Genomic DNA, 13,360 nt, shown 5'->3' with positions numbered 1-13,360 from the left:
CTGCACAGGGATATCTGCCTCCCTCTTGGATGTTGTATTGCGGGGCATAGTATTCTTAGTTCTCCTCCTTATACCCTACTGCGACACTTACTGTCAATGCCCCACCTTATCTGCTTTGTCTTATTTAAACCGAGAAGTGAGGGAATACCAATTTTTCGAGGATTTAGGCGCGAGGGACGCTAGGTCGCGTCCGCAGAAAAATTGTGTATTCCTGAGCGGGAAAGAACTTGAATGGACAGTTATACTACCTCAAAAGCGAGAGTATTATTCCTCATCTTCTTCTTGAGGAATGTTATCGGAATTCTGATCCATTTTTTCCTCCCTTGGTTCAGGGGTAAATTCCCGCGTATGCAAATCTTCAATCGTGACCAGCACGTCTCTGGGTTTTGCCCCGTCGCCAGGACCGATGGCGCCTTCTTCTTCCAACAGATCAAGAAGCCTCGCGGCCCGCGCGTATCCCACGCTCATCCTGCGCTGGAGGAATGACGCGGACGCTTTTCCCGCGCGCACTACCAGCTCCCGGGCTTCCGCTAAGCGCATATCGCCCTCTCCCTCCCCCTCGAGATACTCTTGCGCCGTAGAGCGCTTCTCTAAAATCTCCTCGTCATAAGAAGGCTCTCCACCTTTCTCTTTCCAATACGCGACCACCCGCTCTATTTCTTCATCAGACACATAGGCGCCTTGCAGACGGCGCGGCTTTGAAAGCTCGGCGGTGGTAAAGAGCAGATCGCCTCTACCCAGAAGTTTCTCCGCGCCGCTTATGTCAAGGATAGTGCGCGAGTCCACCGCAGACGCCACGGCAAACGCGATCCGTGAGGTAATATTCGCCTTAATGAGGCCGGTAATGATATCTACCGAAGGCCGCTGGGTCGCGACGATGAGATGAATGCCGACCGCGCGCGCCATCTGCGCAAGACGTATAATGGCCGCTTCCACTTCAGCCGCCGCCACTGACATAAGATCCGCCAATTCATCGATCACCACCACGATGTAGGGCAGGCGCTCGCCGCCATTACTGTTGTACATTTCAATATTCCTCTTTCCCGTTTCCGAAAGCAGCTGGAACCTGCGGTCCATTTCTCCCACTACCCACCGCAGGGCATTGATGGTCCGGTCCACTTCAGTGACGACTGGCGTGAGCAAATGCGGGAGGCCGTTATACACCGTAAGCTCCACCCGCTTCGGGTCCACCAAGATAAACCGAAGGTCATCAGGCTGGTTCTGATAGAGCAGGCTGATGATACAGCTATTGATCATTACCGATTTCCCTGATCCGGTTGCGCCAGCTATGAGCAAGTGCGGCATTCTCCCTACATCCGCCAGCCACGGCTTGCCGGCGACATCTTTACCAATTGCTATGGTAAGCGAACTATTGCGTTTCCTGAACTCATCGCTTAAGAGAACCTCTCGGAGCGGCACGATAGCCACCTGCTGGTTAGGCACCTCAATGCCCACCAATGACTTCCCAGGGATAGGCGCTTCAATCCTGATAGGATGGGCAGCGAGCGCCAAGGCTATATCATTGGAAAGGCTGGTGATTTGGGATACCTTCACCCCTTCCGCAGGCCGCAGCGTAAACTGCGTGACGGTGGGTCCCACGGATACCTCTCCCATTTCCACTTCAATGCCGAAGTTCGCAAACGTCTTCCTAATAGTCTCCTGATTCGCGCTAATGTCGCCCGATGTGGGCTTGCCTGCTTTGCCGGTTAAGAGTTCGAAGGGAATATCCACTTTCTTTCTGCGGCGCGGCACAGGAAAGAGCGGCCGCGGTACCGTGTGCACATCAAACTCTCTCATAGGAAGAGCGCCCATTGCCGCGCCTTCTTCCGCATTAAGAGACATTGGCGCCTCGTGGGAAAACTCTTCTTCTCCGTCCTCTATATCCTGCCTATGAAACATTACTTCCTCGTTCTCTTCTTCATCTTCTCTGCCGAATCGCCCGTGCCAAAGGTTTGCCACCTTGCGCATCCTGTCCCGCACCCACGCAATCACGCGCATACCCCACCGCGTCGGCGCAAGCAAGCCCGTGATGCTCGTTTCAAACATTAAGATAAGGCCTGCAAGCCCAAACGCAAAAAGGATGACCAACGCGCCCCAGATGCCCGCGACCTGCCGCAGAGGATAAGACACCAAGAGTCCGAGGTATCCACCGCCGCGCTCCTCGCCTATTACCGCAAGCGCGTCTTCCGGGGATATGCGCAGATGAAACAATCCGATGAGCGCCACCATAAGAAACGCCACCCCCCACCACTGTCCCCGCTTCACTGCGAATCTTTCCGGAAAGAGCGTATGCATGGCAACCGTAAGCAAGAGCAGGGGCACAAGCACATCCACGCGCCCAAAAAAAGTAGCCAAAAATAGCCGCCAGGTGTTTCCTACCGGCCCAGCGAGATCAAAAAAAGCGAGCACGGAAAGGATCCCGAGCGCAAATAAAAAAATAATACCAAGCGCGCGCTTTGTCTCGGGCGACATAGGCTCTCTTTCCCGCATGCGCGGAATTCGAGGGCGCTCTTCACGATAATATCTAGCCATAATAATCAGCTTAGTACTTCAGTTACTTCTGCGTACATCTGCGTCACCATCAGCGTATACCCGCCCGCCATTGCCTATTCCCTGAAATGAGATACGACCGTTACTCTAGGCCTATAATCATACTGCATTCTGCCTATGTCTATAGGCGTTGGCAGGCGGGTCTGCTTCTATACCAATAGAAGCGGAAGAACGCAGATTTACACGCAGAATAACGCAGAAGGATTGAAATTCTGTTACATGAATGCTGTTAGTATATCATAATTTCGCATTTTTATGCAGGAGTTGTTCTAGACAGGCACTTCAGTAAAATACCCAAGACAAAACCCGCATCTACCAGGTAAATGCGGGTTTAAGGGGGTTGCGGAAACAGAGGAAATAATGCCAAGGATAAAGAGGTCTGCTATCTATCGCACGGTGATCGTGAAAACAGAAAAAAACGCTATCGATTCTATCAATAGCGTTATATTGAATATTAATTGTTCTCACTTCGTTCACCGACAGCTTATTATATGACCACATCATCCTAAAGCCAACGCTTGCGATGAAACTCCACACTGAATCATGGAATGGTCACGCTTAATGGCAATTGCTCCCACATGAGGTCGAACCACATCTTAAACGACTTCACGATGGCTGCGTCTTCTATGATAATGCCGGATGGGTAGTCGATGAGATCGATGAGGAACATTTTGTTTGACCAACTGACAGTATCAGTAGGAAATTCACCTCTTTCTTTTGGCCAAATTTTATAGTGCTGTTCATATTTACTTGTTTTCAACTTTTCAATGAAATGTTTCGTAAATTCCGTGTCTGCGAGAATGCCGCGTTTTCTCATGCCTGGCTCGTCAAAATAAAGTTCTTTCTTGAACCATCCTGGCATAAGCTTTTCCACTCGTCCGGGTGAGAATATCACCAAAAGGTCATAGCCAGGCGCCATGGCGTTACAGTCGCGTTTTACTTCATGATAAATCGCTTCAATCCCTTTTACTCCTTCAAAGAAACGGACTTTGGTCTTTAATTTTCCACCTTTCTGCAAGGAATTAAACTGATTGGCCGCATGAGCAAGCGATTTTTCGAGCTCTTGGAGCTCTTTTTGTTTATGGGAAATAAAGGCTAAGAGACCGGCATGATCAAGCGCTTCATATTTACGGATTCCTGCAGTGCCAGAGAGCGTGAGGAGTCCTTTCTTCTTGAGAGACTCCGCCAGTTCGTAAACATGGGTGCGAGTGATTTTCGCTTCGTCTGCAATCTCGCTCACGGTTGAGGAACCAAGCTTAACGAGACCTAAGAATACCTTCACTTCTTTTTCTCCAAGGCCGAGTTGGGAGAGGAGTTGGCTAATTTCAGGCATATTTCATAATTGTCATGGTGAATTTGTCGAACCATGTTGTAAATAATCTTCGACAATTTAATTATATATCAAAAAATAAGCCTTGTAAAGTATTATATTAGTGTATACACAATCTTGACAAATCGTATTATTTCCTATATACTTCCACGTTTAATATAAATTACATTGCTTTTTGACAACCTAACTTAGAGAGGAGTAAACCATGAAACGGAATATTTACTTGATGCTGTTTGGCGTGACACTTATCTTTAGTGCGTGCCAGAAGCAGGAAGGACCTACCTTACAAAGGGTTCGTCGAACCTGCGTTATTAGGGCAACGACGGTGGTCAATCCACCGTTCTCGATCAAAGACCCAATCACGGGTATTCGTTCGGGCTACATGATCGAGCTAATGGACAGTCTTGCCTCCCATATAGGAGCTCGTGTCCATTGGAATGAGGCCACTTGGGGGACTGCCGTTACAACCCTGACGTCACATCGGAGTGACGTCGTCGCGGCGGAGCTCTACATCACTGAGTCGCGTCTTAAGGTCGTCGACTTCACTAGCCCTTGGTTTTATATGGGGTACGGCGCAATCGTCAGAAAAGATAATGCGAGATTTGCGGGCATCACCGACGTTGCTGATTTCGACACGTCTGAATGCGACATTATTGTTGCTACAGGGGAAGCCGCAGATCCGTGGGTAGCGCAACACTTACCTCATGCCAAAATTAAGCGCATAGCTGTGGAGTCGGCAGACGTCACACGATTCGCTCTTGAAGTTCTTTCGGGAAGAGCTGATGTCGCCATTGGGGGGACAGACGTGATTGACCTTTTTGTTAAAGCCCACGCCAATGAGGTTGTGAATCCTTTTGCCGAAAACCCGTTCGGTCTCACCGCTGCCGCTTGGGCAGTGAGAAAGGGGGATGATGAGTGGAGAGGCTTTTTACAAGTTCATATTGATTTGTTGGTTGAGAAGGGAGTAGTTCGGATGCTTGAAGCAAAATACGGCATCCGTGTAGTTCACAAGTAAAGGAGGTGATTGTAATGGTATGGGATTGGAGTATTTTCTGGCGGTATCGAGAGGCGTTTCTCTATGGTGCGTTCATGACTGCTGCATTATCTGTCTTAACGGTCGTATTCGGCACTATACTCGGAGCTGCGCTCGCGCTTGCCAGGAAATCTCGCAATCCCATATTGCGAACCCTGGCAGGCATCTATATTGTGGTGTTCCGAGCGATACCTGCACTAGTATTGATCCTTGGGATTTATTATCAGGTCCCGTTTTGGACGGCATTTATCTCTGCCGTCATTGCCCTCGCTCTGAACCTAGCTGCATATGCGGCAGAGAACATTAGGGCAGGGATCGAAACTATCCCGAGGAATCAGATCGAAGCGGCCGCAATGGAAGGGGCGACGTGGTGGCAGACGATGTGGCATATTATCTTGCCACAAGCTGTTAGAAATATGTTGCCCAACTTGATGGGCGAGTGGATTACGTCCATCAAACTCACCTCGCTCGCCTCGGTGATTGGGGTGGGAGAGCTGGTGAATCGAGCGGCGAGCATAAACGCCGAAACCTTTCGGCCGATGGAGGTATATACGGCGCTTGCCACAATGTACCTCATTATCATTCTTCCTCTTGAGTTAGTGGGGAAGCGAATCGAGAGGAAACTAACCGAAGGTTAAAGACACTCAAAAAAGCTGTTATTAGGTAACATCCTGATAACAGCTTTTCAAATTGGTGTAAAGTGTATGTTGTAAGGTTGAAATAATCTTGACTACGTCTTCCTGAACCCGGTGCCTGCGGGGATGAGCCGGCCGATGATGACATTTTCTTTGAGGCCCCTCAAGTGATCCACCTTGCCTGACACCGCCGCGTCAATGAGCACGCGCGCGGTTTCCTGGAACGACGCGGCAGAGAGGAATGAGGAAGTCGAGAGCGATGACTTGGTGATGCCTAAGAGCAGCTGTTTGCTGGTCGCAGGCTTCTTGCCGCGCGCGATAATATCCCTGTTCATTGACTCAAACTCCGATAATTCCACCACTTCCCCGGGCAGGAATTCGCTATCGCCTGCGCTCATAATATACACGCGGGAGAATATCTGGCGCACGATGATCTCGATATGTTTATCGTTGAGCTTCTGCCCCTGCGAAGAATAGATATACTGAATCTCTTTGATCACATATTTTTGCACCGCTTCTTTGCCTTTTAAGGCAAAAAGCTCATGCAAATCAAGCGACCCTTCCGTCAACTGGTCTCCGCGTTCCACAGTGTCGCCTTCGCGAACCCAGAGCCCTATCCCCGCAGGGACAATAAGCTCTTTAGTGGCGTCGCGCTCCGTCTTGATAATAAGCAAGAGCCGCCCGCCTTCACCCTCGCGCACTTCCACGACCCCTGCGATGGGGGCAATGACCTTCTTGGTAGCAGTTTCAAGAAGCACTGCATTGCGCTTCACCTTCTCCCCGTCCTTCACGAGAAGCTGGTCAAGGTCGGCAGGACCAATTTCAATTTTTTCCTCATGCAGTTCCTTGCCGGTTATGGTAATGATGCGCTGCCTGCCCCCCTGCCCCGGCACAGATGCCGCGTCTCCAATCGCGACCGTGCCTTCAATGGGCGCCATGAGCGCGGGGCGTTTCACCGGACGCGCTTCAAAAAGCTCCTCCACACGAGGGAGACCTTGAGTGATATCTGATCCGGCCACACCGCCCGTATGGAACGTGCGCATAGTGAGCTGGGTGCCAGGCTCTCCTATGGACTGCGCAGCGATAATACCCACGGCAGTCCCCTTCGCAACATCTTTATTGTATCCCAAATCCCATCCATAACAGGCGGCACATAAACCCCGAAGCGTCTTGCACGAGAGCGCGGACCGTATCTTCACCAAGTCCAAGTTGAGAGATTCAATCTGCCGCGCAAGCTCATCAGTCACGGTCTCCCCTTTTTTGGCAATCACCTTCTTGGTGGAGGGTTCCTTTATCGCCGCAGCTAATTTCCTGCCCCGTACCCGCGCTGCAATAGTCTCTCCCATCTCCTCGCTGTCTTCCTTGGTAATGGCAAGTCCTTCAGTGTCGCCACAGTCCTCCTCCAAGATAACCACATCCTGGGACACATCAATCAAGCGCCGCGTCAGATAGCCCGCATTGGCAGTCCTTAATGCGGTATCAGACAAGCCTTTGCGCGCGCCGTGGGTGGATATGAAATATTCAAGCACCTCAAGGCCTTCTTTGAAACTTGCTTTGACCGGCAATTCAATGAGATCACCGGCGGGGTTTGCCACGTTCCCTTTCATACCCATCATTTGCGTAATCTGCGCCCAGCTGCCGCGCGCGCCTGACTCGATCATCGCATAGACCGAACCGTTGCGGTCAAGGCTTTTTTTGGATATTTTCGTCACTTCATCTTTCACCCGCGCCCAAATCTCAATCACTTTGGTATGGCGCTCGTCATCAGTAAGTAACCCTTGTTCATACATGGATTCCACCTCATCCACCTCCTTATCCGCGCTCGCAACAATCGCATCTTTTTCAGGAAGTTTCGGCAGGTCATCCATGCCCCAAGAGATGCCTGACATAGTGAGATACTCAAGAGAAAGTCGCTTTATCTCGTCTAACAGCAGTGCGGTCGGTTCAATGCCAAAGTGCTCCACGTTCCTTGCGATAAGTGAGCGCAATCTCGACTTGTCCAGCACCTCGTTCACGAACCGCAGTTGTTCGGGAAGCGTCTCATTGAATATGATGCGGCCCACTGAAGTATCAAGGAGCGCGCCTCTGTAGCGCACCAGTATCCGCTCGCGCAAACGGATACTGCCCACTTCATATGCGGTAAGTGCCTCGTCCGAATTGAAAAACTTTTTTAATGCGGTTTGGGGAAGTTCAGAGGACTCGCGCGTAAACGTTGAAAGATAGAAACAGCCCAAGACGAGATCTTGCTGGGGAGCCATCACGGGATCGCCTGTCGCGGGTTTTAAAATATTACGGGACGCGAGCATCAACTCCCGCGCTTCTTTTTTTGCCTCTTCCGTGAGCGGCACATGCACCGCCATCTGGTCTCCGTCGAAATCCGCGTTGAAAGGAGGGCACACCAGAGGGTGGACCTGAATTGCTTTCCCTTCAATAAGGATCGGCTGAAACGCCTCGATTCCCAACCGGTGCAGGGTGGGCGCGCGGTTGAGCAAGACGTGGGAATTTTTCGTCACCTCTTCAAGAATATCCCACACTTCGCTCCGCCCGGATTCGATAAACCGGTTGGCAGAACGCACGTTATGGACGTATTCTCCCGCGATGAGCTTCGCAATCACGAACGGCTTGAAAAGTTCGAGCGCCATTCTCTTAGGGAGCCCGCATTGGTGGAGTAAAAGATGCGGCCCCACCACGATGACCGAACGTCCGGAATAGTCCACGCGCTTCCCCAACAGGTTCTGGCGGAAACGCCCTTGTTTCCCCTTCAAAATATCGGCAAGGGATTTGAGCATCCTCTTCTGCCCGGTGGACGCGGTGACGGTTTTGCCGTGGCGCGCGCTGTTGTCAATCAAAGCGTCCACTGCTTCCTGCAACATGCGTTTTTCATTCCTGGTAATCACCTCAGGCGCATTAAGTTCCAGTAGGCGCTTCAGGCGATTATTGCGGTTGATGACGCGGCGGTAGAGGTCATTCAAGTCGGACGCGGCGAAACGCCCTCCATCAAGCTGCACCATCGGACGCAAATCAGGAGGTACTACAGGCACGACGGTAAGCACCAGCCATTCCGGGCGTATCCCATTGAGGAGAAATGTTTTCGTGAGCTTCAGCCGCTTTAAAACCCTTTTCTGTTTTGACGCCACCACTTCATGCGCTTCATCCTCAAGCTCGCGCACGAGCGCGGCAAGGTCGATGCTCTTGAGTAGTTCGTAGACTGCTTCCGCGCCAATCCCCGCTTCAAATACATGGCCGTACTTCAGCGCCAAATCCTGGTACTGCGACTCCGACATGGTCATGAGCGGTTTCAATTCGGTGATTTCCTTACGCGCAAGTATTACGGCGCTCTCCAGCTCCTTAAGACGCTCTTCCTTTTGCCGCTGGAGCTGGACCACACGCTCGCTGACGCCGCTCGCGTTTTTATCCGCCATGAGAGCGCTGTGCGTTTGTTCCCACTCCCGCTCAATCTCCTTCTTCCTCGTCTTGTGCTCATCCTGGACTTGCTGAAGGGTTGCCTGCCTCAACTCCTCATTCACCTTGAGCACGATGAAATTTGCAAAGTACACTACCTTCTCAAGCTCCTGCACCGAGAGGTCAAGCATGAGCCCGATATTGGACGGGACGCTCCGTAAGAACCAAATATGGGTGACGGGCGCGGCAAGGTTTATATGACCCATCCTCTCCCGGCGCACGACCGCGCGCGTCACCTCGACGCCGCACTTATCGCATACGATGCCCTTGTAGCGGATACGTTTGTACTTCCCGCAGTAACACTCCCAATCTTTCGTGGGGCCGAAAATGCGCTCGTCAAACAAACCATCCTTCTCCGGCTTCTGCGTGCGGTAGTTGATGGTTTCTGGTTTCGTCACCTCTCCATAGGACCACTTCCTCATCACCTCAGGGCTGGCGAGGCGCAGGCGTATCGCGTCAAAATCAGTAGAGGGGTGTTGTTCTTCAAACATCATAAGAGAATCAAAATGCAAAATCCAAACTCCAAAATGAAAATGTAAAATTGAAAATTTTGGCGTATCATTTTGGTTTTTACATTTTGGGTTTTGGATTGTTGTTTGTTATGACCGTTTCTCTCCTCCCACCTCGTTTGCCACCACATTGCCTTCTTTCAATAATTCCACATCCAAGCAGAGGCCTTTGAGCTCCCTAATGAGTACGTTGAATGACTCCGGCACGTTGAGGCGCCTGATAGGCTCGCCCTTGATAATAGACTCATACGCTTTCGAGCGGCCCACCACGTCGTCAGATTTAATGGTGAGCATCTCCTGGAGCATATGCGCGGCGCCGTATGCTTCAAGCGCCCACACTTCCATTTCCCCAAATCGCTGGCCGCCGAATTGCGCTTTCCCTCCCAGGGGCTGCTGCGTGACCAGCGAATACGGGCCTATGGAGCGCTGGTGTATTTTGTCTTCCACCAAATGGTTAAGCTTCATTATATAGATATAGCCGACCGTGACCGAAAGGTCGAATGGATTGCCGCTTCTGCCGTCATAGAGCGTCATCTTCCCGTCTCTCCGGTACCCTGCCTTCTCAAGCTCATCCTTGATATATTCTTCAGGCACGCCATGGAACGGAGGCGTCGCCACCTTGTAGCCGAGTGCATGTGCGGCGAGCCCAAGGTGCGTCTCGAGAATCTGCCCGATGTTCATGCGCGACGCCACGCCCAAAGGATTCAGGATAATGTCCACGGGCGTGCCGTCCTCAAGGTAAGGCATGTCTTCCACGGGCACGATGCGCGAGATTACGCCCTTATTGCCGTGGCGCCCCGCCATTTTATCGCCTACCTGCACCTTCCTTAACCGCGCCACCGACACTTGAATCTGCTCAATGACGCCTGAGGGCAATTTATCGCCTTCGTTGCGGGAAAATATCTTCACGTCCACCACCTTGCCGTGTTCGCCATGCTCCAGATAGAGCGACGAGTCCCTCACTTCTTTTGCTTTCTCGCCGAATATGGCGCGCAGCAGCCGCTCCTCCGCCGAGAGCTCCGTTTCCCCTTTGGGAGTGATTTTCCCCACGAGGATGTCCCCGGATGACACCTGGGCGCCTATACGCACGATGCCGCGTTCATCAAGATCTTTAAGCTTTTCCTCGCCCACGTTCGGGATATCGCGCGTGACCACTTCCGGCCCCAGTTTCGTTTCCCGCACGTCGATGACATAGTCTTCAATATGAATGGACGTATAACGGTCCTTCTCCACGACACGCTCGGAAATAAGGATGGCATCTTCATAATTTCCGCCTTCCCAAATCATGAATGCGACAAGAAGGTTTGACCCAAGCGCCAGATCCCCATGGTCAGACGCGGCGCCGTCCGCGATCACGGTCCCCTTCGTCACGGTCTCCCCCGGGTTCACCAAAGGGCGCTGATTGAGGCAGGTGGAGGCGTTGGAGCGCACAAACTTCCTTAAGGGATATTCATACAGTTTCCCGTCTTTGCCCTCAATGGCGACAAAATCTCCCCGCACTGTCTTTACCGTTCCCTCCACCGAGCTCACAATCACATGGCCTGAATCCTGCGCTGCCCGCCGCTCTACCCCTGTGCCCACCAGCGGAGATTCAGGGCGGACGCACGGCACTGATTGGCGCTGCATATTGGTGCCCATGAGCGCGCGCACCGCATCGTCATGCTCAAGAAATGGTATAAGGGAGGTCGCTATGGAGACGATCTGATTCGGTGCCACATCCATATAATTAATCCGCTCGACTGGTTCAATGGTAGGCTTCCCTCCTTGGCGCACTTCGCAGCGTTCTGCGAGGAAATAGCCCTGCTCGTCGTGCGGCGCGGTGGCCGCGACGGTGATATACCGTTCTTCAGAAAATGCATCAAGCCATACAATTTGATTGGTTACCCGAGGCTTCATCTTTACTTTCTTTATTTCTATAATACCCGCGAGCTGAAGCGCGCGCTCATGAGTAATCTGGTCACCCTTGGATACCACCGCGGAACCGGAAGCAGGGTTGATGAAGTCTTCCTGCGCGATCTCCCCATCAGTCTCATCCGTGCGATTTTCCACTTCATGTTTCACGCGAAGGAATGGCGTCTCAATAAATCCATACTCATTCACCCGCGCATAGCTCGCAAGGTGGCCCACCAAGCCAATGTTCGGCCCTTCAGGAGTTGAGATGGGGCAGATGCGGCCGTAGTGCGTGCGATGGACATCCCGCACCTCGAATCCCGCGCGCTCACGAGAAAGCCCTCCCGGCCCCATCGCAGACAGCCTGCGCTTGTGTTCAAGCTCTGCTAAGGGGTTGGTCTGGTCCATGAACTGCGAAAGCTGCGAACTCATGAAAAATTCTTTGATGGCGCCGATCACCGGCCGCGCATTGGTGAGCTGCCCTGGCGTAATCGTGGCGATATCCAGCGTAGACATGCGGTCGCGCACAATGCGCTCCATCCGCATGAGTCCTACGCGAAAACGGTTTTGCACCAATTCACCGATGGCGCGCACGCGCCGATTGCCAAGGTGATCAATGTCATCAGGTTCCGCTTGGCTCACATTGAGGCGCACCACCTCACGCACGATATCGATGAGGTCTTCACGCTTGAACACGCGGTGCTCCTTATTCAAGGGCCAATTTCTCTTAAACCGCTGATTCAGCTTGTATCTGCCGACGTTTCCGAAATCATACCGCTCAAAGTTGAAAAAGGTGGCGTAAATGAGCGACTTCGCGTTATCAAGGGTAGCTAAGTCTCCTGGACGGATGCGCTTATACACCTCACGAAGGCCTTCCCCTTCGCTGTGCGCAATATCTTTTGCCACGGTGATGCCCATGTAGCTTAATTCGGGATCAGTATCAACCTCTTTGAAGTACGCCAAAATTTCTTCGTCATTGCCCATGCCGAACGCGCGGAAGAGGGACGAGACGGGCACCTTTCTCTTCCGGTCAATCTTGACGGAAATCACGCCAGAGGGCGCGGTCTCGATTTCAAGCCACGCGCCGCGGTTGGGAATGATTTTCGCGCCGTACCACCGCCGTCCGCGGAAATATTCGGAAGTAAAAAACACCCCTGCGGAACGGATGAGCTGGGATACGACTACGCGCTCAATGCCGTTCACCACAAAGGTGCCGCGATCGGTCATGATGGGGAAATCGCCGAGGTAGATCTCCTGCTCGCGCTTCTCTCCCGTCCGCTTATTCAACAGCTGCGTCTGCACTCTTAAGGGGGCTTCATACGTCGCGTTGCGCGCGCGCGCCACCCGCTCGTCGAATTTTGGTTCGTCGAGATAATAATCCAGGAACGACAGTTCGAGATCGCGCCCGATGAAATCCTCAATGGGAGAAATTTCATCGAAGAGCTCGCGCAATCCTTCCTTCAAAAACCACGCATACGAGCGTTTCTGAATCTCAATGAGGTCAGGAAGCTCGAGCGCCTGAAGGCGAGGACGGAAATACCGTCGACCATCGTGAATAAGTGGAGAGGGGGGAAAATCACTCATGCCCAAAGGACGATGGGGAAGAAGATTATGGCGTATCGCGCTTTCTTACTACAAAACTGATAGTGCGATCCACGGGAATTACACTATTCTATTTATTTTCGAGTATTTTCGAGTATTTTGAGCCAAAAAAACACCCGCCTACATCCAAAAAAATAATGGAGGGCAGTTTCCATTCCTTATTACAATTCAGTTATTTCGCATGGTATGAGACTACAATACTATCGAAAACCTGTCAAGTTATAGTCTTGTACAATACATAATGAGCCCCAAATGAAAACCGATTCCACCGCATAACGAGCCCCAAACCCTGTGGATAGCTCTGGCGGCAGGCAAGGTCTTCAAACCAAAAGTGCGAGTCACCATACTG

The 13,360-nt window shown here is 51.9% G+C and carries 6 protein-coding genes; 2 read left to right on the top strand and 4 right to left on the bottom strand.

Going from position 1 to position 13,360, the window contains the following annotated elements:
- Positions 1-264: 264 nt before the first annotated feature.
- Together WC659_05060 and WC659_05055 are read right to left on the bottom strand one after the other, a co-directional pair.
- The gene (locus WC659_05060) at positions 265-2,532 is read right to left on the bottom strand and encodes a DNA translocase FtsK 4TM domain-containing protein (GenBank protein MFA4873275.1); all 2,268 of its coding nucleotides are present in this window, start codon (positions 2,530-2,532) and stop codon (positions 265-267) included.
- 559 nt (positions 2,533-3,091) lie between these two features.
- Positions 3,092-3,883, bottom strand: coding sequence for a helix-turn-helix domain-containing protein (locus tag WC659_05055; GenBank protein MFA4873274.1), 792 nt, complete (start codon positions 3,881-3,883; stop codon positions 3,092-3,094).
- Between the two features lie 202 nt (positions 3,884-4,085).
- Between WC659_05055 and WC659_05050 the strand changes: the two genes are divergently transcribed.
- The gene (locus tag WC659_05050; GenBank protein ID MFA4873273.1) at positions 4,086-4,895 is read left to right on the top strand and encodes an ABC transporter substrate-binding protein; all 810 of its coding nucleotides are present in this window, start codon (positions 4,086-4,088) and stop codon (positions 4,893-4,895) included.
- A gap of 14 nt (positions 4,896-4,909) precedes the next feature.
- A complete protein-coding gene (locus tag WC659_05045) occupies positions 4,910-5,551 on the top strand; it encodes an amino acid ABC transporter permease (protein MFA4873272.1) in 642 nt (213 codons plus the stop codon).
- Positions 5,552-5,643: 92 nt separating this feature from the next.
- Here the strand turns inward: WC659_05045 and rpoC are convergent, their stop codons facing one another.
- Positions 5,644-9,504 carry a DNA-directed RNA polymerase subunit beta' gene (gene rpoC / locus WC659_05040; GenBank protein ID MFA4873271.1) on the bottom strand — a complete coding sequence of 1,287 codons (3,861 nt, stop codon included), beginning with the start codon at positions 9,502-9,504 and terminating at the stop codon, positions 5,644-5,646.
- 105 nt (positions 9,505-9,609) lie between these two features.
- Positions 9,610-12,993 (bottom strand): DNA-directed RNA polymerase subunit beta, encoded by a 3,384-nt coding sequence (locus WC659_05035; protein MFA4873270.1) that lies wholly within the window; start codon positions 12,991-12,993, stop codon positions 9,610-9,612.
- Positions 12,994-13,360: the final 367 nt, after the last annotated feature.

The organism is Patescibacteria group bacterium (assembly GCA_041645165.1).
Taxonomy (GTDB): Bacteria; Patescibacteriota; Patescibacteriia; order 2-02-FULL-49-11; family 2-02-FULL-49-11; genus 2-02-FULL-49-11.
The sequence above is the reverse complement of the archived record's forward strand: the minus strand, read 5'-3'. Positions and strand labels throughout refer to the sequence as shown.

Bases quoted from the DNA above. Each gene is read 5' to 3' on its own strand.
- WC659_05060 (MFA4873275.1), bottom strand. From the start codon at position 2,532: ATGGCTAGATATTATCGTGAAGAGCGCCCTCGAATTCCGCGCATGCGG.
- WC659_05055 (MFA4873274.1), bottom strand. From the start codon at position 3,883: ATGCCTGAAATTAGCCAACTCCTCTCCCAACTCGGCCTTGGAGAAAAA.
- WC659_05050 (MFA4873273.1), top strand. From the start codon at position 4,086: ATGAAACGGAATATTTACTTGATGCTGTTTGGCGTGACACTTATCTTT.
- WC659_05045 (MFA4873272.1), top strand. From the start codon at position 4,910: ATGGTATGGGATTGGAGTATTTTCTGGCGGTATCGAGAGGCGTTTCTC.
- rpoC (MFA4873271.1), bottom strand. From the start codon at position 9,504: ATGATGTTTGAAGAACAACACCCCTCTACTGATTTTGACGCGATACGC.
- WC659_05035 (MFA4873270.1), bottom strand. From the start codon at position 12,993: ATGAGTGATTTTCCCCCCTCTCCACTTATTCACGATGGTCGACGGTAT.